The organism is Arthrobacter sp. UYP4 (genome assembly GCF_057291175.1).
Window position 1 is genome coordinate 1,173,626 of record NZ_JBXAVU010000001.1, and the last position, 20,617, is coordinate 1,194,242.

Annotated in this window: 20 protein-coding genes; 9 read left to right on the forward strand and 11 right to left on the reverse strand. The window is 68.5% G+C overall.

Annotated features, from left to right (window positions below):
• From AC0Z9V_RS05445 to AC0Z9V_RS05460, 4 genes are all read left to right on the forward strand, one after another.
• Complete coding sequence (locus tag AC0Z9V_RS05445; RefSeq protein ID WP_485140949.1) at window positions 1-777, forward strand: amino acid ABC transporter ATP-binding protein; 777 nt, start codon at window positions 1-3, stop codon at window positions 775-777.
• Between the two features lie 59 nt (window positions 778-836).
• A complete protein-coding gene (locus AC0Z9V_RS05450; protein WP_133080994.1) occupies window positions 837-1,676 on the forward strand; it encodes a glutamate ABC transporter substrate-binding protein in 840 nt (279 codons plus the stop codon).
• 77 nt (window positions 1,677-1,753) lie between these two features.
• Entirely contained in the window at window positions 1,754-2,431 is a 678-nt protein-coding gene (locus tag AC0Z9V_RS05455; RefSeq protein ID WP_133080995.1) for an amino acid ABC transporter permease, read from the forward strand.
• On the forward strand, window positions 2,428-3,297 hold the full coding sequence (locus AC0Z9V_RS05460) for an amino acid ABC transporter permease (RefSeq protein WP_133080996.1): 870 nt from the start codon (window positions 2,428-2,430) through the stop codon (window positions 3,295-3,297). The genes AC0Z9V_RS05455 and AC0Z9V_RS05460 overlap by 4 nt, the downstream gene beginning before the upstream one ends.
• Before the next feature lie 73 nt (window positions 3,298-3,370).
• On the opposite strand, the gene dapE is transcribed toward AC0Z9V_RS05460, so the two are convergent.
• Window positions 3,371-4,462, reverse strand: coding sequence for a succinyl-diaminopimelate desuccinylase (gene dapE, locus AC0Z9V_RS05465; RefSeq protein ID WP_208741603.1), 1,092 nt, complete (start codon window positions 4,460-4,462; stop codon window positions 3,371-3,373).
• A 33-nt stretch (window positions 4,463-4,495) separates the two neighbouring features.
• On the opposite strand from dapE, the gene dapD reads away from it, so the two are divergent.
• Entirely contained in the window at window positions 4,496-5,476 is a 981-nt protein-coding gene (gene dapD / locus AC0Z9V_RS05470) for a 2,3,4,5-tetrahydropyridine-2,6-dicarboxylate N-succinyltransferase (RefSeq protein WP_133080998.1), read from the forward strand.
• A gap of 66 nt (window positions 5,477-5,542) precedes the next feature.
• Window positions 5,543-6,358 (forward strand): hypothetical protein, encoded by an 816-nt coding sequence (locus AC0Z9V_RS05475; RefSeq protein WP_485141278.1) that lies wholly within the window; start codon window positions 5,543-5,545, stop codon window positions 6,356-6,358.
• Between the two features lie 12 nt (window positions 6,359-6,370).
• On the opposite strand, the gene AC0Z9V_RS05480 is transcribed toward AC0Z9V_RS05475, so the two are convergent.
• A complete protein-coding gene (locus tag AC0Z9V_RS05480; RefSeq protein WP_485140950.1) occupies window positions 6,371-6,979 on the reverse strand; it encodes a hypothetical protein in 609 nt (202 codons plus the stop codon).
• A gap of 166 nt (window positions 6,980-7,145) precedes the next feature.
• Between AC0Z9V_RS05480 and galE the strand changes: the two genes are divergently transcribed.
• On the forward strand, window positions 7,146-8,171 hold the full coding sequence (gene galE, locus AC0Z9V_RS05485) for a UDP-glucose 4-epimerase GalE (RefSeq protein WP_459267071.1): 1,026 nt from the start codon (window positions 7,146-7,148) through the stop codon (window positions 8,169-8,171).
• A gap of 86 nt (window positions 8,172-8,257) precedes the next feature.
• Here the strand turns inward: galE and AC0Z9V_RS05490 are convergent, their stop codons facing one another.
• The 3 genes from AC0Z9V_RS05490 to fdxA form a co-directional block, all read right to left on the reverse strand.
• Entirely contained in the window at window positions 8,258-9,541 is a 1,284-nt protein-coding gene (locus tag AC0Z9V_RS05490) for a citrate synthase (protein WP_133083290.1), read from the reverse strand.
• Window positions 9,542-9,708: 167 nt separating this feature from the next.
• Complete coding sequence (dapC, locus tag AC0Z9V_RS05495; RefSeq protein ID WP_485141279.1) at window positions 9,709-10,860, reverse strand: succinyldiaminopimelate transaminase; 1,152 nt, start codon at window positions 10,858-10,860, stop codon at window positions 9,709-9,711.
• Window positions 10,861-10,863: 3 nt separating this feature from the next.
• Window positions 10,864-11,190, reverse strand: coding sequence for a ferredoxin (fdxA, locus tag AC0Z9V_RS05500; RefSeq protein WP_049829022.1), 327 nt, complete (start codon window positions 11,188-11,190; stop codon window positions 10,864-10,866).
• Window positions 11,191-11,334: 144 nt separating this feature from the next.
• On the opposite strand from fdxA, the gene AC0Z9V_RS05505 reads away from it, so the two are divergent.
• Together AC0Z9V_RS05505 and AC0Z9V_RS05510 are read left to right on the forward strand one after the other, a co-directional pair.
• Entirely contained in the window at window positions 11,335-11,571 is a 237-nt protein-coding gene (locus tag AC0Z9V_RS05505) for a hypothetical protein (protein WP_133083292.1), read from the forward strand.
• Between the two features lie 51 nt (window positions 11,572-11,622).
• Window positions 11,623-12,117 carry an ArsR/SmtB family transcription factor gene (locus AC0Z9V_RS05510; protein WP_208741610.1) on the forward strand — a complete coding sequence of 165 codons (495 nt, stop codon included), beginning with the start codon at window positions 11,623-11,625 and terminating at the stop codon, window positions 12,115-12,117.
• Window positions 12,118-12,130: 13 nt separating this feature from the next.
• Here the strand turns inward: AC0Z9V_RS05510 and AC0Z9V_RS05515 are convergent, their stop codons facing one another.
• From AC0Z9V_RS05515 to AC0Z9V_RS05540, 6 genes are all read right to left on the reverse strand, one after another.
• Window positions 12,131-12,739: a hypothetical protein gene (locus tag AC0Z9V_RS05515; RefSeq protein WP_485140951.1), complete on the reverse strand. Its 609-nt coding sequence runs from the start codon at window positions 12,737-12,739 to the stop codon at window positions 12,131-12,133.
• Between the two features lie 13 nt (window positions 12,740-12,752).
• Window positions 12,753-14,669 carry a translational GTPase TypA gene (typA, locus tag AC0Z9V_RS05520; RefSeq protein WP_208741611.1) on the reverse strand — a complete coding sequence of 639 codons (1,917 nt, stop codon included), beginning with the start codon at window positions 14,667-14,669 and terminating at the stop codon, window positions 12,753-12,755.
• 216 nt (window positions 14,670-14,885) lie between these two features.
• On the reverse strand, window positions 14,886-16,598 hold the full coding sequence (locus AC0Z9V_RS05525) for an ABC transporter ATP-binding protein (protein ID WP_133083296.1): 1,713 nt from the start codon (window positions 16,596-16,598) through the stop codon (window positions 14,886-14,888).
• A complete protein-coding gene (locus AC0Z9V_RS05530; RefSeq protein WP_133083297.1) occupies window positions 16,595-17,617 on the reverse strand; it encodes an ABC transporter permease in 1,023 nt (340 codons plus the stop codon). Before AC0Z9V_RS05530 ends, AC0Z9V_RS05525 begins: the two co-directional genes overlap by 4 nt.
• Complete coding sequence (locus AC0Z9V_RS05535; protein WP_485140952.1) at window positions 17,610-18,536, reverse strand: ABC transporter permease; 927 nt, start codon at window positions 18,534-18,536, stop codon at window positions 17,610-17,612. Before AC0Z9V_RS05535 ends, AC0Z9V_RS05530 begins: the two co-directional genes overlap by 8 nt.
• Before the next feature lie 135 nt (window positions 18,537-18,671).
• Window positions 18,672-20,309, reverse strand: a complete 1,638-nt coding sequence (locus tag AC0Z9V_RS05540; RefSeq protein WP_485140953.1) for a peptide ABC transporter substrate-binding protein — start codon at window positions 20,307-20,309, stop codon at window positions 18,672-18,674.
• Window positions 20,310-20,617: the final 308 nt, after the last annotated feature.

The window sequence follows — 20,617 nt, forward strand, 5'->3', positions numbered from 1 at the left end:
ATGACAAGTGAACCGCAACCGGCTGCGCCCGCGTCCTCGGGAACTCCCCTCGTCTCCCTCCGGGACGTGAACAAACATTTCGGGGACCTGCACGTCCTTCGGAACATCAACCTGGACGTCGCCCGCGGTGAGGTCGTGGTTGTCATCGGCCCCTCCGGCTCCGGGAAGTCGACGCTCTGCCGCGCCATCAACCGGCTCGAGACCATCGACAACGGCGAGATCACCGTCGACGGCAAGGTGCTCCCCGCAGAGGGCAAGGCCCTGGCGAAACTCCGCGCCGACGTCGGGATGGTCTTCCAGTCGTTCAACCTCTTCGCCCACAAGTCGATCCTCGAGAACGTCACGCTCGGTCCGGTGAAGGTCCGGGGCATGAAGGGCGGCGAGGCGAAGGAGCTCGCGATGTCGCTGCTCAAGCGCGTGGGCGTCGACAACCAGGCGCAGAAGCTCCCGGCGCAGCTGTCCGGGGGGCAGCAGCAGCGCGTCGCGATCGCCCGTGCGCTCGCCATGAAGCCCAAGGTCATGCTGTTCGACGAGCCCACCTCGGCGCTCGACCCGGAGATGATCAACGAGGTCCTCGACGCCATGGTGGCCCTCGCGAGGGAGGGCATGACCATGATCGTGGTGACCCACGAGATGGGCTTCGCCCGCCGGGCCGCCGACCGCGTGATCTTCATGGCGGACGGCCAGATCATGGAGCAGGCCACGCCTGAGGAGTTCTTCACGAATCCGCAGAGCGAGCGCGCCAAGGACTTCCTCGGCAAGATCCTCTCGCACTGACCCCCCGCACCATCCGCATACCAGAAGGCCTCCGGAAGGCCCCAACGCAAGGAGAACCAATGCAGAAGACCCGATATGCAGCAGCCGCGGTAGCTGCGGTGGCCGCACTGACGCTGTCCGCCTGTGGCGGCGGCGACAGCGCCGAGTCGGAGGGCGGCGAGAGCGGCAGCGCCGAGACCGTCCGCATCGGCATCAAGTTCGACCAGCCGGGCCTCGGCTACGACGAGGGCGGCTCCTACTCGGGCTTCGACGTCGACGTCGCGAAGTACGTCGCGAACGAGCTCGGGTACACCGAGGAGCAGATCGAGTTCGTGGAAGCCCCGTCGGCGAACCGCGAGAACCTGCTGTCCAACAGCCAGGTGGACATGATCTTCGCGACGTACTCCATCACCGACACCCGCAAGGAGACCGTCGACTTCGCCGGTCCGTACTTCGTGGCGGGCCAGGACCTCCTCGTCCCCACGGACAGCGACATCGCCGGCCCCGAGGACCTCGAGGGCAAGAACCTGTGCTCCGTGACCGGGTCCACCTCCGCCCAGAAGATCAAGGACCAGTACCCCGGGGTGCAGCTCGTCGAGCAGCCCGGCTACGCGGAGTGCGTCACCGCGATGGGCGGCGGCCAGATCGACGCCGTCACCACGGATGACATCATCCTCGCCGGCCTCGCCGCGCAGGAGTCCAACGCCGGCAAGTTCAAGGTCGTCGGCAACACGTTCTCCGAGGAGAACTACGGCGTCGGGCTCCCCAAGGGCAGCGACATGTGCGAGGACATCAATGCGGCCATCACCAAGATGATTGACGACGGTGCCTGGGAAGAAGCGATCACCAGCAACACCGAGGGTGCCGACTACACCTTCAACGCAGAGCTGAACCCGCCGACCCCGGCGCCCTGCGCGTAGCACCGCAATCATTGGTGGGGTGGTCCGCACGGACCACCCCACCAATGCCATGTTCCCCACCAGGAAAGAGGTGAACCGTGGAGAACTACCTGTCGCTGTTCGAGACCTACGACGTGCCCGCAGCGTTCTGGGTCAACATCCAGCTGTCGTTCTGGGCCGCCATCTGGGCCCTGGCCATCGGTACGGTGCTGGCACTGTTCCGTATCTCCCCCATCCCCAGCCTGCAGTGGTTCGGGGCGGCCTACGTCAACATCTTCCGTAACACCCCGCTGACGATCATCCTCGCGTTCGGGTTCCTCGGTCTGTTCTCCGTCATGCAGATCAGCCTGGCGAGTGACCTCAACCTCAGCCTGTTCCGGATCGCGATCGTGGGACTGGCGCTCTACCATGCCGCCTTCGTCTGCGAGGCGATCCGCAGCGGCGTGAACACGGTTCCGCTCGGCCAGGCCGAAGCGGCGCGTGCCATCGGACTCAGCTTCCTCCCCGCCGCGCGCCTCATCATCCTGCCCCAGGCGTTCCGCGGGGCGATCGCCCCGCTCGGCAACGTCCTGATCGCCCTCATCAAGAATTCGACCGTCGCCGCGGCCGGCTCGGTCGCCACCGAGTCCTCCGGCCTCATGAAGACCATGATCGAGTTCCGGTCGGACCTCGTGATCCCGATCTTCCTCACCTTCGCCCTCGGCTTCGTGATCCTGGTGATCCCGATCGGTCTCCTGACCACCTGGGCCTCACGGAAACTGGCGGTGGCACGATGAGCGTCCAACAGGTCCTGTTCGACGCCCCCGGCCCGCGCGCCCGGCGCAACATCCTCATCGGCAACATCGTGGGTGTGCTGGTCGTCCTCGGCATCCTCGCCTGGGTGGTCTCCGCCCTGGCGGACAAGGGCCAGCTGACCGGGAGCATGTGGTCACCCTTCCTCGAGTCGAGGACCTGGGAGTTCTTCATCCTGCCCGGGCTGCTCAACACCCTGAAGGCCGCCGGCATCTCGATCGTCACCTCGGTCCTCTTCGGGCTGATCTTCGGCGTCGGGAGGCTCTCGCACGCCGCGCCGATCCGCTGGTTCGCCGGCCTGGTCGTGGAGGTCCTGCGCGCGGTCCCCGTGCTGCTCATGATGATCTTCTTCTGGCTGGCGCTCGGCAGTTCGGGCGCCGTCCAGCCGCAGGACGCACCACTGATCGCCGTGATCATCGCCCTGACGCTCTACAACGGGTCGGTCATCGCCGAGCTCGTGCGCTCCGGCGTCCACGGCCTGCCGAAGGGCCAGCGCGAGGCGGGCATGGCGATCGGCCTGACCCGGAACCAGTCGCTGCGCTCCATCGAGGTCCCGCAGGCCCTGATCGCCATGCTGCCGGCCCTGATCAGCCAGTTCGTGGTGATCCTGAAGGACTCCGCACTGGGCTTCATCATCACCTACCCGGAGCTGCTGCAGTTCACGCGGCGCCTGGGGGTGGGCGAGGGCAACGTGATCCCGTCGCTGTTCGTCGCGGCAGCGATCTTCATCGCCATCAACTTCGCGCTCTCCACGCTGGCGACCCGGCTCTCCACGCTCCTCAGCTTCCGGACGAAGGGGCGCAAGCCGGCCGCGAAGGGCGCCATCGCCATGGATGCCGCCTCCACCTGAGGAGGCACCGCACCACATCCGTGGACGACGAAGGGCCCGGCACCAGCCGGGCCCTTCGTCGTGTGCGGTCGGGTCAGGACAGCCAGGTGGTCAGGGCGCGGAGGCATGCGCGCACCGCGTCGGCCTGCACGTGCTCGTCGTCCGTGTGCGCGAGCAGTGCGTCGCCCGGACCGAAGTTGACCGCCGGTATGCCGAGGGCGCTGAACCGCGCGACGTCGGTCCAGCCGTACTTCGGCTTCGGTTCGGCGCCGACAGCCGCCACGAAGGCCGCCGCCGCCGGATGGTGGAGACCGGGCCGCGCTCCCGCGGCGGCGTCGGTCCGCTCGACGGAGAAGCCCTCGAGCAGCGCCCGCACGTACTGCTCCGCCTGCTCGGGCGTCTTGTCCGGCGCGAAGCGGTAGTTCACCTCGATGACCGTGCTGTCCGGGATCACGTTGCCGGCCGTGCCGCCGCTGATCTTGACCGCGTTCAAGCTCTCCCGGTAGTCGAGCCCGTCGACATGGACGGTCGCCGGCTCGTGGTCGCGGAGCCGGACGAGGATCTCGGCGGCGCCGTGGATGGCGTTCTCCCCCATCCAGGCGCGGGCGGAGTGCGATGCCTTCCCGGTGACGCGCACGTCGAAGCGCGCGGTGCCGTTGCACCCTCCCTCCACCGTGCCGTCCGTGGGTTCGAGGAGGACCGCGAAGTCCGCCTCCAGCCACTCCGGATGGGACACGGCCACGCGGCCCAGCCCGCTGAGCGAGGCCTCGACCTCCTCGTGGTCGTAGAAGATGAAGGTGATGTCGCGGCTCGGCGCGGTGAGCGCGGCGGCGAGCGCGAGCTGCACGGCCACGCCCCCCTTCATGTCCGTCGCTCCCCGGCCGAAGAGCACATCCCCTTCCCAGGTGGACGGGACCGTCCCCCTCGACCCGGCGGTGGTGGGCAGCGGAACGGTGTCCAGATGACCGGCGAGGATGACCCGCTCGGCGCGGCCGAGCCGCGTCCGCGCCAGCACGCAGTCGCCGTCGCGGACCACCTCGAGGTGCTGCAGGGGTCGCAGGGCCCGCTCGACGGCGTCGGCGATGCCCGCCTCGTTGCCCGAGACGCTCTCGACGTCGATCAGTCGGGCTGTGAGCTGGGCGACGTCGGAGGCCAGGTCGAGCTCCACGGAGGGTGTCTGAATCATGCTGCAACCCTATCCCTCGGTAGACTGCTGCCCATGACTCCTCCTACGCCCAGCCCTTCCCTGCCCGGAGCCTCCCAGCGTGTGGCCGGTGGCATCGGCCTCGCGACGGTGGCCTCGGACGGCACCGTCCTGGATACGTGGTTCCCCGCCCCCTGGCTCGGAGCCGATCCGATGGACGCCGCCGCGCAGCAGGAGTTGCGCAACACCCTCGAGACGCTCGCAGGCTCCGGGTCCGACGACGCGCGGCAGGTGACCCAGCGGGTCGTGGACCTCGCCGTGGATCCGGACGACGCCCCGGCCGGGACCGAGGACGCGTACCTGAGGCTGCACCTGCTCTCCCACCGGCTCGTCGAGCCCAACACCATCAACCTCGACGGCATCTTCGGGCTCCTGGCCACTGTGGTCTGGACGAACCACGGACCGGCCCCCGTGCAGGGCTTCGAGACCGTCCGGGCCGCCCTGCGGGCGCGCGGACCCGTGGCCGTGCACGGCGTCGACAAGTTCCCGCGCATGGTGGACTACGTGGTGCCGGCAGGCGTGAGGATCGCCGACGCCGATCGTGTCCGCCTGGGTGCCCATCTCGCCGACGGCACCACCGTGATGCACGAGGGCTTCGTGAACTTCAACGCGGGCACCCTCGGCCACTCCATGGTCGAGGGCCGTATCTCCGCGGGTGTGGTGGTGGGCAACGGCTCCGACATCGGCGGCGGCGCCTCGATCATGGGCACCCTCTCGGGTGGCGGCAAGGAACGCATCACCATCGGTGAGCGCTGCCTGCTCGGCGCCGAGTCCGGTGTGGGCATCTCCCTCGGGGACGACTGCGTGGTCGAGGCCGGCCTGTACCTCACGGCCGGCACCAAGGTGACCCTTCAGGACGGGACGCTCGTGAAGGCCAAGGACCTCTCGGGTGAACCGGGCATCCTCTTCCTGCGCAACTCCGCCACCGGTGCGGTCGAGGCACGTCCGCGCACCGGCGACGGGATCGCGCTCAACCCGGCCCTGCACGCCAACTAGCCCGTGGTGCCGCGGCCCCCCTCCGCTGCTGTCCGTCGCCGCCGGCGCCGGCTGCGGACCGGTGCCATGCTCGCCGCCCTCGGGGTCGTCGTCGTCGGCGGTGGCGTCCTCGCGCTCGACCGGCTCCAGGACAGCGAGGTATTGGTCCGTGAACGCTGCAGTGCCACGGTGGGCGCCGATACCTTCGAGCTGAGCCCGACGCAGGCCGGGAACGCCGCCCTGATCTCCGGCGTCGCCGTCCAGCGCGGCCTGCCTGCGCGGGCGGCGTCCATCGCGATCGCCACGGCCATCCAGGAGTCGCGGCTCGAGAACATCGGCTACGGGGACGACGCCGGCCCCGACTCCCGCGGGCTGTTCCAGCAGCGGCCCTCGCAGGGCTGGGGCACGGAGGAGCAGGTCATGACGCCGCTCTACGCCACCGGCGCCTTCTACGACGCCCTGGTGGAGGTGCCGGGCTACGAGACGCTGCCCATCACCGAGGCGGCGCAGACGGTCCAGCGGTCCGCCTACCCCGAGGCGTACGCGGACCACGAGCCGGAAGGACGCGCCTTCGCCTCCGCGCTGACGGGCAACTCCCCTGCCGCCCTCGACTGCACGCTCCGGGAACCGGCCGCGGACGGCGACACCATCGCGGTGTCCGACGCCGCCGACGAGGTCTTCGGGCCGCTCGGGGGCGTCGCCGACGGGAGGACCCTCACCCTGGGCGTGAGCGGGACGACGGGCTGGGCGCCCGCGCAGTGGGCCGTCGCGAACGCCGCCGATCTGCACATCACCTCGGTCGCCTACGGGGGCCTTGAATGGGTGAGGTCCGACGGCGGGTGGACTCCGACGCCGACGGACCCCGGGACCCTGGTCGTCACCGTCGCAGGGATGACGCCCTGACCGGCCAGCGGCTCAGGCGAGCACCCTGACCACCGGCTCCACATAGCTGCGGAAGGACCGCTCGTCGTCGAACAGCTCCTGGCACATCAGGAGTTTGTCCGGCTCCACCCACCACGCGCGGTGGACGCCCAGCGGGAGTTCGACGACCTGCAGCGTGAAGTGGCGGGCGTCCCGGCCCAGTTCCAGCTCGCGTTCCTGCACGATCCGCGCCAGCAGGTACTCCATGCTGTCGGCGCCCCTCGCCCCCGTGTGGAGGGCATACTCCGCGCACCGCTCCTCGGCCCAGTCCATGGCTGCCCCGACGTGGGCCCGCATGAGCGCCTTCAGCGCCTCCATGCCGTCCAGCGCCTCGAAGCGTGGCGGCAGGGGCAGGACGGCGTCGCTGATACGGCCTCCGAGGAGGCTGTGCCACCACGCCTCCCACTCGACCCGCAGTGCCGTGTCACCACCCGCCTGCTCGGTCAGCCGCCGGGTCTCGACCGTCCGCACGGAAGGGACGACCGGCGGCAGCGCGGGGAGTCCGACCCCCCGCAGCCCGGCGCAGTCCCGCAGGTAGAGCGCCACGAGGAGCACCTGGGAGGTGTCCACGGTGAAGTACGTGCTGTACCCGGGGTACGACATGGGCCTCCTTCGGGACCGGTCGGGCTGGCTCCCAGAGTAGACCCCGCACCCGCGGCCGCTCCAGAGCCGCGTCCGTTTCGCTGGACTCATGGAACCGCACGCGGAGGACGGCCCGGAGGACGACGCGGTGGAAGAGTCGGGTGGGACGCCGACCTAGGATGGAAGCATGAAGATCCTCGTTACCGGTGGCAGTGGCTACATCGGCTCGCACACCGTCCTGACCCTGCTCGAACACGGCCATGACGTCGTCGTCGTCGACAACCTGCTGAACTCCACCGAGACCTCGCTCGAGCGTGTCGCGGCCCTCGCCGGCCGCACGCCCACGTTCCACCAGGCCGATCTGCTCGACGAGCCCCGGCTGCGGTCCATCTTCGCGGAGGAGAAGGTCGACGCCGTGATCCACTTCGCGGGCCTGAAGGCCGTGGGTGAATCGGTCGAGAAGCCGCTGTACTACTACTCCAACAACGTGGGGGGCACGCTGAACCTGCTGCGTGTGATGGACGATGCCGGCGTGCGCACGCTGGTCTTCAGTTCGTCCGCCACCGTGTACGGTGCCTCCGAGGAGGTACCCCTCACCGAGAAGCTCCCCCTGGACGCCGTGAATCCTTACGGGCGCACCAAGGAGCAGATCGAGGACATCCTCTCGGACCTCGGTGCCGCCGACCCACGGTGGAACATCGCCCTGCTGCGCTACTTCAACCCGGTGGGCGCGCATGCCTCGGGCACCATCGGTGAGGACCCCACCGGCGTGCCCAACAACCTGCTGCCGTTCGTGGCGCAGGTGGCCGTCGGCCGGCGCGAGAAGGTGATGGTGTTCGGCAACGACTACCCGACGCCGGACGGCACGGGCGTGCGCGACTACATCCACGTGGTCGACCTCGCCGAGGGGCACCTCGCCGCGCTCGACTACCTCGTGGCGCGCGGCGGCGTGCACACGTGGAACCTCGGCACCGGCAACGGCTCCTCCGTCCTCGAGGTCCTCACGGCGTTCTCGGCCGCGGTGGGCCGGGACATCCCCTACGAGTTCGCTCCCCGCCGGCCCGGCGACGCGGCCGTGAGCTACGCGGACCCCTCCTCCGCCCTGGCCGACCTCGGCTGGTCCGCGACGCGGACCCTCGCCGAGATGTGCGAGGACCACTGGCGCTGGCAGAGGAACAACCCGCAGGGCTACGCGACGGCCCCGGTCGCCTGACCTCCTCGTCCCGGAACGACGACGGCCGCCCACCTGATGGTGGGCGGCCGTTTCCGTACCGGGTGCGGGAAAGCTCGTCCCGCGGCTCAGATCGCGGGGTAGTGCCGCTCTCCCTCGCCCGTGTACAGCTGGCGCGGGCGCCCGATCTTGGTCTGCGGATCCTGCATCATCTCGCGCCACTGCGCGATCCAGCCGGGCAGGCGCCCGATCGCGAACAGCACGGTGAACATCTTCTCCGGGAAGCCCATCGCCTTGTAGATCAGCCCCGTGTAGAAGTCGACGTTCGGGTAGAGCTTCCGCTCGATGAAGTAGTCGTCCGCGAGCGCCTTCTCCTCGAGGCGCATGGCGATGTCGAGCAGTTCGTCGTTGCCGCCGAGCTTGTTGAGGATGTCGTGGGCCGTGGCCTTGACGATCTTGGCACGCGGGTCGTAGTTCTTGTAGACGCGGTGCCCGAAGCCCATGAGCTTCACGCCGTCTTCCTTCTTCTTGACCTTCTCCATGAAGTCCTCGGGCTGCATGCCCTTGGCCTGGATGTCGCGCAGCATGTTGAGCACGGCCTCGTTCGCGCCACCGTGCAGCGGGCCGAAGAGAGCGTTGATGCCCGCGGAGACCGACGCGAACATGTTCGCGTTCGAGCTGCCCACGAGGCGGACCGTCGACGTGGAGCAGTTCTGCTCGTGGTCCGCGTGCAGGATGAGCAGCAGGTCCAGGGCCTTGACCATCATCGGATCGAGGTCGTACGGCTCGGCCGGCAGGCCGAAGGAGAGCCGCAGGAAGTTCTCCACGAGGTTCATGGAGTTGTCCGGGTACAGCATCGGCTGGCCGATGGACTTCTTGTGCGCGTAGGCCGCGATGACGGGCAGCTTCGCCATGAGGCGGAACGTGGAGAGCTCCACCTGCTCGTCGTCGAAGGGGTCCAGGGAGTCCTGGTAGAACGTGGACAGCGCCGAGACCGCCGAGGACAGCACGGGCATGGGGTGCGCGTCGCGGGGGAATCCGCCGAAGAAGCCCTTGAGCTCCTCGTGCAGCAGGGTGTGGCGGCGGATCCGTCCGTCGAACGCGGACAGTTCCTCGGGTGTCGGCAGGTTGCCGTAGATGAGGAGGTAGGAGACCTCCAGGAAGCTCGAGTTCTTCGCGAGTTCCTCGATCGGGTAGCCGCGGTAGCGCAGGATCCCGGCGTCGCCGTCGATGTAGGTGATCGCGGACGTGGTGGCCGCTGTGTTCATGAAGCCCGGGTCGAAGGTGACCTGGCCGGTCTGCTTCAGCAGTTTCGACACGTCGTAGCCGTTGTTGCCCTCAACGGCGGGCACCAGCGGGAGGCTGAGTTCGCCACCGCCGTAGTGCAGGGAAGCAGCATTCTGCTCGGTCATCGATTCTCCTTCAGGAGCTGGAGCGAGGTCGTCGCCACATATCGTCATCGCAACACAGGAGGACACACGTCACTCCGGGAAACGCACATTCAGCTGAAACGCTACCGCCAGCGGGGCCCGATCACTAATCCTGCTGCCCTTCGCCGTGCACCGGTGACCAGCGCCGCTCAGCGGACCAGGTCGGCGAGGCGGGCGACCGCCGCCTCGATCCTCTCGTCGCTGCCCGTGAGCGCGACCCGGATGAAACCTGAACCCGCATCCCCGTAGAAGGTGCCGGGGCCCGCGAGGATGCCGAGCCCGGCCAGTCGGCCGATGGTGTCCCAGGTGGGCTCACCGTCGGACGCCCAGAGGTACAGGCCGGCCACGGAACCGCTGATGGTGAATCCGGCGGCCTCGAGGGCCGGGACCAGCAGGGCACGGCGTCGCCGGTACAGGTCCTTCTGTTCCGCCACGTGGGTATCGTCACCGAGCGCCACGCGCATCGCTTCCTGCACCGGATAGGGCACGATCATGCCGGCGTGCTTGCGCGAGTTGACGAGGTTGGCGATGATCGCCGGATCGCCGGCCGTGAAGGCAGCACGGTACCCGGCGAGGTTGGACTGCTTGCTCAGTGAGTAGACGGCCAGCAGGAGCTCGTGCGAGCCGCCGGAGACCCGTGGGTCGAGGACGCTGGGCACGGGTTCGCCACCCTCCGCGGGATCCCAGGCGCCCCAGCCCAGTTCCCCGTAGCACTCGTCCGATGCGACGACAGCTCCGAGGGAGCGGGCGTCGTCGACGATCGCCTTCAGGGCGTGGACGTCGAGCACGTCCCCCGTGGGGTTGCCCGGCGAGTTGATCCAGACGAGGCGCACCCGGGCGCGCACGTCCCCGGGGAGTTCCGCCAGGGAATCGGCCGGGACGGGCGTCGCGCCCGCGAGATGGGCTCCGATGTCGTAGGTCGGGTACGCCACCGTGGGACGGACGACGACGTCCCCCTCGCCGAGTCCCAGCAGGAGCGGCAGCCACGCGACCAGTTCCTTGGACCCGACGGTGGGCAGGATGTCGAGGGGATCCAGGCCCGGCACGCCGCGGCGGCGCGCGAACCAGGCGCTGATGGCTTCCCGCAGCGCTGTGGTGCCGTGCGTGGTGGGGTACCCGTGCGCATCGGCGGCCGCGGCCAGCGCGGACCGGATGAGTTCCGGGGTCGGATCGACGGGCGTCCCGATGGACAGGTCCACCACGCCCGCCGGATGCTCGGCGGCGACCGCCCGGTAGGGCGCCATCGCGTCCCAGGGGTAGTCGGGCAGGTGCAGGCCGAACGGCTTCGGCTCCCCGGCCACCACCTACGCGGGCTGGTTCTGGGGCGGCAGGGCCGCGATGATGGGGTGGTCGAAGCCCGTGTTGCCGACCTTCGCGGCACCGCCGGGCGAGCCGAGGTCGTCGAAGAACTCGACGTTCGCCTTGTAGTACTCGGCCCACTGCTCGGGAGTGTCGTCCTCGTAGTAGATGGCCTCCACCGGGCAGACGGGCTCGCACGCGCCGCAGTCCACGCATTCGTCGGGGTGGATGTAGAGCGACCGCTCGCCCTCATAGATGCAGTCGACAGGGCACTCTTCGATACAGGCCTTGTCCTTGACGTCCACGCATGGCTGCGCGATTACGTAGGTCACTTCCCACGCCTTTCGTTGGAGCTGGGTCGGCTGCGCACCCGAGGTGCGGTCTCCAGCTTAACGCAACGCCTCCCTCCGGCAGGACCACCCGCTCCCCGCCCGGGGTCGGCCGCGCCGACGCGCCCGGAGGTCTACCCTTGACGGGTGCAGAGCCCCCTCGACCTCCTCGCCTCGCTCCCCCTGAATACGAGGGTCGTCGTGCGGCGCCGCCTCGACGACGGCTTCACCGACTCGCTGGGCGACCTGATCGCGCGGGACGGCACCAGCTGCACCGTGCGCACCCGCAGGGGGGACGACGTCGTCCTCCTCTCCGATGTGGCGGCCGCGAAGACGGTGCCGCCGGCTCCGCCGCGCAGGGCCCCCCGCCGGGGAACGGCGTAACAGTGATTGGGACCTATCAATCGATAGGTCGAATTCCCGTACAATCGGCGGATGGACACAGACGAGGATCTCCAGGCCCGAGGCCGGGCGCTCAGCTCCCCTGTCAGGCTCCGCATCCTGCGTCTGTGCCTCCACAAGGCGAGGACCAACAAGGAGATCGCCGAGACGCTGGATCTCAATCCGGCGACGGCGCTGCACCACGTGCGCACCCTCCTGTCCACCGGTTTCCTCGCTGCCGACGACGCCCGCACCGGCAACCGTGGCGCCAAGGAGATCCCCTATCGCGCCACAGGGTTGTCCTGGCACAGCCGTATCCCGAATGCGGCGCCCGTGCTCGTGGAGACGTTCCTGCAGGAGATCGAGGGCCTGCAGCCGTCCGAGATCGACGTCTGGCGCCTCGGCGTCCGGCTCAACGACGAGCACCGCGCCGAAATGATGGGCCGTATCCGTGACGTGTTCGAGGAGTACGCCCGGCGGGACCCCGACGAGGACGGCACGGCCACCTCGATCATGCTCGCGCACCACCTGGACCGCACCGCGGACTGACTTCGCGGGACTGCTAGCGGCGCCGCTGCGGACGCAGCACGACGGCGCCCAGCGTCACGGCGACGAGCGTCATCGCGAGCACACCGAAGAGCCAGAGGTTGCCCGCGGCGGCGGTCCCCGGGGCGACCTCCGACGAGCCGGTGAGGATCAGCGTCTTCGACGACGTGGACAGCAGGGCGACCACGCCGTACGCGACCACTCCTGCCACCGCCGTCATCGCGACGCTCCGCGCCCAGAGCCCGCTCAGCAGGAACAGGCTGCCGGCGAGCGCCAGTGCGGCCACCGCGCCCACGGGCAGCGCCGTACCGGCGACGAAGAGCACGTGCGCGTGCAGCAGCGTCCCGAACACCGCTGCCGTGATCCCGGCGACGACAGCCCCCACCACGGCCACGAGGCGGCGCGGAGCGGACGTCGCGGGGCCCGATGACCCGGGCCGGGCGCCTGGAGCCGCGGCCGCGGCCGCAGCCGCCCGTCGATCGTCGTCGCTCCCGTACCGTCCGGCGGCCGATGCGTCCGGCACGGACGGGTCCGCCCGTGAGATCGGGCCGGAGTCCCCCGTCCCCGGGAACGCCGAACGCCGGCCCTCCCCCGCTGGGGAGGCGCCGGCGTCGTCGTGTGCCATGGTGCTGGTGGAGCTAGGCGCGGGCGCGTGAACGCGAGGCGCGCATGCGCTCGTTGGCGTCGAGGATGACCTTGCGGATACGGATGGACTCCGGCGTGACCTCGACGCACTCGTCCTCGCGGGCGAACTCGAGGGACTCCTCGAGCGTGAGGTTGCGGGGCGGGGTCAGGTTCTCGAAGGTGTCGGAGGAGGCCGCACGCATGTTGGTGAGCTTCTTCTCCTTCGTGATGTTGACCTCCATGTCGTCGGCGCGTGAGTTCTCGCCGACGATCATGCCCTCGTACACCTCGGAGGTGGGCTGCACGAAGAACGAGCCGCGCTCCTGCAGATTGATCATCGCGAACGGGGTCACGACGCCGGCGCGGTCGGCGATCATCGAACCGTTGGTGCGGTACTCGATGTCACCGGCCCACGGCTCGTAGCCCTCGGAGATGGACGCTGCGATACCTGCACCGCGGGTGTCGGTCAGGAAGCGGGTGCGGAAGCCGATCAGGCCTCGCGCCGGGACGATGAACTCCATGCGGACCCAGCCGGTGCCGTGGTTGGCCATGTTGGTCATCCGGCCCTTGCGGGCGGCCATGAGCTGGGTGACGCCGCCGAGGTACTCCTCGGGGACGTCGATGGTCATGTGCTCCATCGGCTCGTGGATCTTGCCGTCGATGGTCCTGGTGACCACCTGGGGCTTGCCGACGGTGAGTTCGAAGCCCTCGCGGCGCATCTGCTCCACGAGGATGGCCAGTGCGAGCTCGCCGCGGCCCTGGACCTCCCACGCGTCGGGGCGTGCGGTGGGCAGGACGCGGAGCGAGACGTTGCCGATGAGCTCCTTGTCGAGGCGGTCCTTGACCTGGCGTGCCGTGACCTTGGCGCCCTTGACCTTGCCGGCGAGCGGCGAGGTGTTGATGCCGATGGTCACGGAGATCGCGGGGTCGTCAACCGTGATGAGCGGCAGGGGCTGGGGGTTGTCGACGTCGGTGAGGGTCTCACCGATGGTGATGCCCTCGATACCGGCGACGGCGACGATCTCGCCGGGTCCGGCGGAGTCGGTGGGAACACGGTCCAGCGCCTTCGTGGCGAGGAGCTCGGTGATCTTGACGGACTTCAGCTCGCCGTTCTGGCGGGCCCAGGCGACGGTCTGGCCCTTGCGCAGGGTTCCGTTGAAGATGCGCAGCAGGGCGAGGCGGCCGAGGAACGGCGAGGCATCCAGGTTGGTCACGTGTGCCTGCAGGACACCCTCGGGGTTGTAGCGGGGTGCGGGGATGTGCTCGATGATCGTCTGGAACAGGGGCTCCAGGTTGTCGTTCGACGGCACGGTCCCGTCCGCCGGCTGCTCGAGCGAGGCGGCACCGGCGCGGGCGGCGGCGTAGACGACGGGAACGTTGAGGATCGCGTCGAGGTCGAGGTCGGGGACCTCGTCCGCGAGGTCGGAGGCGAGGCCGAGGAGCAGGTCCATGGACTCGCTGACGACCTCCTCGATGCGGGAGTCGGGGCGGTCGGTCTTGTTGACCAGCAGCACCACGGGGAGCTTGGCCGCGAGGGCCTTGCGGAGGACGAAGCGGGTCTGGGGCAGCGGGCCCTCGGACGCGTCGACGAGGAGGACGACGCCGTCGACCATGGACAGGCCGCGCTCGACCTCGCCGCCGAAGTCGGCGTGGCCGGGGGTGTCGATGACATTGATGGTGATCGTCTCGCCCTTGGCGGACGGACCGTCGTAGAACACCGTGGTGTTCTTGGCGAGGATGGTGATGCCCTTCTCGCGCTCGAGGTCACCCGAGTCCATGACGCGGTCGGCGACGTCGCCGTGCGCAGCGAACGAGTTGGTCTGCTTCAGCATGGCATCGACCAGGGTGGTTTTTCCGTGGTCAACGTGGGCCACGATGGCTACGTTGCGGAGATCGCTGCGGACAGCGGTGTTGCCTGTGGTTTCAGACATGCGTAAGGACTCAATTCAGTATCAACTGCGGGGAAAGTGACGGCGGCTGCAGTGCGCGCCCTCCTACCAGTCTAGGCGAGAGGTAAAAACAGACCTAATGCGCCCTGTCAATCGGCGTCCGGATTCGCTGTGGGCGCACAACGGCGGCGGTCCCTGGGAAGGGAACCGCCGCCGTCGTCCTCCGGTCGGCGCGGTGGGCGCCGTCGTTGTGGGCCGCTATGCGACCTCGGGAGGCAGCACGAGTCCGGCGCCGGGGATCGCCGCGAGCAGCGCCTGCGTGTAGGCGGTCTTCGGGTTGTCGAACACCTCGTCCGTGGTCCCCTGCTCGACGAGCCTGCCCTTCTCCATGACGGCCACGGAGTCGGCGATCTGCCTCACCACCGCGAGATCGTGGGTGATGAAGAGGTAGCTCAGGCCGAGATCGGACTGCAGGTCGGCGAGCAGGTTCAGGATCTGCGCCTGCACCAGCACGTCGAGCGCCGAGACGGCCTCGTCGCAGATCACGACCTCCGGGTCCAGGGCCAGGGCGCGGGCGATCGCCACGCGCTGTCGCTGGCCGCCGGACAGCTCGTTGGGGAAGCGCTGCATCATCGCGGACGGCAGTGCCACCTGGTCGAGCAGCTCGCGTACCTTCTTCTCCCGGCTCTTCGCGTCCCCCACCCCGTGGACACGGAGGGGCTCCTCGATGGTCCGGTAGATGTTGTACATCGGATCGAGCGAACCGTAGGGGTCCTGGAAGATCGGCTGCACACGGCGGCGGAAGTCGAACATCTCCTTGCGTCCGAGCGTGGTGATGTCCACGCCGTCGAAGCGGATGCTGCCCGAGGTCGCCCCTTCCAGCCCGAGGACCATCTTCGCGACGGTCGACTTGCCCGAGCCGGACTCGCCGACGACGGCGGTCGTGGTGCCGCGTGCGATCGAGAAGGACACCTTGTCCACCGCGGTGAACTCCGTGGACTTGCCCCAGTTCCCGCGGATCTTGAAGACCTTCGTCAGGTCCTCGACCTCGATCACCTTGTCCGGTGAAGCACTCTTCGCTGACGCCGGGGCGAGCAGGTCCTCCGTCTCGATGCCGGCCCGCTTCGCCGACTCGATGCGGCGGGACGCGATCGACGGCGCGGACGCCACGAGCTTCTGCGTGTACGGGTGGCGCGGGTTGGTCAGCAGTTCGAGGGCGGGACCCGCCTCGACGACCTGCCCCTTGTACATGACGATCACCTTGTGCGCGCGCTCGGCAGCGAGGCCGAGGTCGTGCGTGATGAGCAGCACGGCGGTGCCGAGTTCCTCCGTCATGGTGTCCAGGTGGTCGAGGATCTGCCGCTGCACGGTGACGTCCAGGGCCGACGTCGGCTCGTCGGCGATGAGCAGCCGCGGACGGCAGGACAGTCCGATGGCGATGAGGGCACGCTGGCGCATGCCGCCCGAGAACTCGTGCGGGTACTGGTTCGCGCGCGACTCGGCGTCGGGCAGGCCCGCCTCCGAGAGCACCTTCGCCACGTCCTGCGGGCCGCTCGGCAGGCCGTTGGCCTTTAGCGTCTCCCGCACCTGGAAACCGATCTTCCACACCGGGTTCAGGTTGGACATGGGGTCCTGCGGCACCATGCCGATGGAGGAACCCCGGAGCTCGATGATCCGCTTCTCCGACGCGGAGGTGATGTCCTCCCCGTCGAAGATGATGCTGCCGTTCGAGACGCGGCCGTTGGCGGGCAGGAGGCCGATGGCGGCGAGCGCCGTCGTCGACTTGCCGGAGCCCGACTCCCCCACGATCGCGACGGTCTCGCCGGGCATCACGGTCAGGTGCGCGTTGCGCACCGCCGGGACGTCCCCGTTCGACGTCGAGAAGGTGATGGCGAGGTCGCGGAGTTCGAGCAGCGGCTGCGGCATGCCCGACGGCGCTGCGGCCCTTGCGTTGCTGGTGCTGTGGCTCATCGTTTGCGTGCCTTCGGATCGAGAGCGTCACGCAGGGCGTCGCCCAGCATGATGAAGCTCAGAACGGTGATCGACAGCGCGAGGCCCGGCCAGAAGATGGCCATGGGGTTGCTGCGCAGCGACGGCTTCGCGGAGAAGATGTCGTTCCCCCACGACATGACGTCCGGCGGCAGTCCGATGCCGAGGAACGACAGCGTCGACTCCGCCACGATGAACGTGCCGAGGGAGATCGTCGCGATGACGATCACCGGTGCGAGCGCGTTCGGGATGACGTGCTTGACGAGGGAGCCCAGCGGCGAGACGCCGAGGGACCGCGCGGCCGTCACGAAGTCGGCGTTGCGCACCTCGATGACCGCCGCACGCGTGATGCGCGCGATCTGCGGCCAGCCGAACGTCACGAGGATGACCACCAGCGTCCACACGTTGCGGTTCTGCTGGAAGACGGGAAGCTGCACCACGACGATCGCACCGAGGATCAGCGGCAGGGCGAAGAAGATGTCGCCCACGCGGGCGAGGACCGCGTCCACCCAGCCGCCGAAGAAGCCGGCCAGCGCGCCGATCAGCCCTCCGATGAGGACCACGCCGAGCGTGGCGAACAGACCCACGGTGAGGGAGGACTGCGTGCCGTAGACGACGCGCGAGAGGATGTCGCAGCCCTGCACGGTGAAGCCCAGCGGATGGCCGGGGGCCGGCCCACCGTCGGAGTTCTCGAGCAGGCAGTTCTCGTTCGGCGGCTCGTTCGTGAAGATGCCGGGGAACAGCGCCACGAAGACCACTGCGAGGATGAGGACGGCGCTGATGAGGAACAGCGGCTGCTTGCGCAGGCTGCGCCACGCCTCACCCCACAGGCTGCGGGGCGCGGCGTCGGACACCGCGCTGTCGGTTGCCCGCACCGGTGTCTCGTCGGGGTCCGCCACGAAGTGCTCGATCGGGTAGGCGGACTTCTTGGTGCGTGCCACGGGGGTGGGTGCCTCGGTGGGAGCTTGCGTCCCGGTGGAGGTGGGTGTTGGTTCAGGCATATCGAATCCTTGGGTCCAGCCACGCGTACAGGAGATCCACCAGCAGGTTCGCGAGGCAGAAGATGAGGATCAGGAACGTGACGATCGAGACGACCATCGGTCCGTCTCCGTTCAGCACGGCACGGTAGAGGGTGTTGCCGACCCCGTTGACGTTGAAGATTCCTTCGGTGACGATCGCGCCGCCCATGAGGGCGCCGAGGTCGGCTCCGAGGAAGGTCACCACGGGGATCAGCGAGTTGCGGAGGACGTGCACGACGACGACGCGCCGGCGGCTGAGGCCCTTGGCGGTCGCCGTGCGGACATAGTCCGCGTTCACGTTCTCGATGATGCTGGTACGGGTCAGGCGCAGGACGTAGGCGAAGGACACCAGGCCGAGGACGACCGCCGGGAGCAGGAGCTCCGTGAAGGTGGCGTCACCGCTGACCGTCGGGTTGGTCCATTGGAGCTTGACCCCGATGAGGAACTGCATCAGGAAGCCGAGCACGAAGATGGGCACGGCGATCACGATCAGGGACAGCACGAGCACGGAGGAGTCGAACAGCCTGCCCTTGCGCAGGCCCGCGATGAGGCCGAAGACGATGCCGAAGACGGCCTCGATGACCAGGGCCATGACGGCGAGCTTCGCCGTGGTCGGGAAGACCTCGGCGATGATGGTGGCGATCGGCCGGCCCGAGAAGTTGGTGCCGAGGTCGAACGTCAGCACGCCCTTGAGGTACAGCAGGTACTGGATCCAGAAGGGCTGGTCCAGGTTGTACTGCTCGCGGAGACCCGCGACGACGGCCGGGGTGCAGCCACGCTCGCCGCAGATGGCGGCGGTGGCGTCGCCGGGGAGGCTGAAGACGAGGAAGTACACCAGCAGCGTGGCGCCGAGGAAGACCGGGATCAGCTGCAGGAAGCGTCGGACGATGTACCAGGCCATCAGCGCGCACCTCCCGGTGCGGCGTGCGTCCGGACGGGACGCAGGTGGGGAAGGCTCATGAGGTGTTGCACCTTTTCGTTGGAGCACGGAAAAGGGGCCTGCCCTGTGCCGGGCAGGCCCCGAGTCCGTTACGGGTTACTTGCCGGTGATGGCGTAGTAGAGCGGAACACCGTTCCAGCCGAACTCGACGTTGTCCACGTTGTTGCTCCAGCCGCCCTGGGCGACCTGGTACCACAGCGGGATGGCCGGGAGGTCCTCCAGGAGCTGCTCCTGGGCCTTGTTCATCGCCTCGTTGCCCTCCTCGACCGAGCTGGCGGCGAGTCCGTCGGTCAGCTCCTGGTCGAACTCCGGGTTGCTGTAGCGGGCATCGTTGGATCCGGCGCCGGTGGCGTAGATCGGTCCGAGGAAGTTGTACAGCGACGGGTAGTCGGCCTGCCAGCCGGCACGCAGGGCACCGGTGAGGGTCTCCTCCGTGGCTTCCGTACGCGCTTCCTTGAAGGTCGCGTACGGCTTGCCCGCGACCTCGATGCCCAGGTTGTTCTTGATGTTGTTCACCACGGCCTCGACCCACGTCTTGTGGTCGCCCTTGTCGGCGTTGTAGCCGATGGTCAGGGGCTGCGACTCGTCGTAGGGCGCGATCTTCTCGGCGTCGGCCCAGAGCTTCTTGGCCTCCTCCGGGTTGTACTCGAGGTTCTCGCTGCCCGGCAGGTCCGCGCTGTAGCCCTCGAGGACGGGAGCGGTGAAGTCCTTCGCAGGTTCACGACCGCCGTTGAAGATGACCTCGGTGATCTCGTCACGGTTGATCGCCATCGAGAGCGCCTGGCGCCGCAGCTTGCCCGCCTCACCCTCCCAGTTCGGGAGGTAGTACGGCACGGCGATCGTCTGGTTACCCGCGTAGGGCGACTCGATGGAGCGCTCGCCGAGGTCGTTCTTGAAGTTCTTGATGTCGCTCGTCGGGATCGTCTTCAGCACGTCGAGGTTGTCCGAGATCAGGTCCTGGTACGCCGTCGTGTCGTTCTGGTAGATCTTGAACGTCACGCCGCCGTTCTGGGCGGCCTGCGGGCCTTCGTACTCGTCGTTCGGCACGAGTTCGATCTGCTGGTTGTGCTGCCAGGCGCCCTCGGAGGCGAACTTGTAGGGTCCGTTGCCGATCGGGTTCTCGCCGAAGGCTGCAGGATCCTCGAGCGCGGCGGCGGGCAGCGGGAAGAACGCGCTGTAGCCCAGGCGCAGCGGCCAGTCGGACTCGGGCTGGGCCAGCTTGACGGTGAACGTCCGGTCGTCGACGACGGTGAGGCCGCTCATGGTCTCCACGGTGGAGCCCTCGGCACTGGCCTCGTCGTAGCCTTCGATGCTCTCGAAGAAGTAGCTCGAGAGCTGCGCGTTCTTCGCGGCGGCGCCGTAGTTCCAGGCGTCCACGAAGGAGCTCGCGGTGACGGGGTCACCGTTGGTGAAGGTCTTGCCCTCCTTGAGCGTGATCGTGTAGTTCTGGGCGTCCTCGGTCTCGATGGACTCTGCCATCTCGTTCTGGGGCTTGCCGTCGGCGTCGTAGCTGACCAGGCCCGCGAAGATGAGGTCGAGGATCGCTCCGCCACCCACCTCGTTGGTGCTGGTGGGGATCAGCGGGTTCTGGGGCTCGGATCCGTCCACCACGATGACGGCGTCCGTGGTGCCGCCGCCCGTGCTGGATTCAGTGCTTCCGCCGCCGCATGCACTCAGCGACAGAACGGCGATGGCCGCGACGCTGAGCATTTGGGAAGTGCGCGTGAAACGCATTCCGCCTCCTAGGTATCTGGGTCGTTCCGGCGTTGATGTGGCCGGATAGTTGTCCCGCAGGTAGCGAGAGCCAACTCACACCGGAAGATTCTATGCCCGTTCTGTTGCTTCCCTGAACATCCTGTCGGGGAAGGCTCCCAGCCGACTTTCAGCTTCGGCAGCCGTTCCAGTATTTCCGCAGGCCAGCGGGGAGAAGGGCGCGGCATCACGCTTTGATAACGGGTGCGAAAACTGGCACTCCGGCTCTGTACCGGCGGCAGGACGACGCGGCGGATCCCTGCAGCGCCGGCCACGGCGGGACCTGCAGG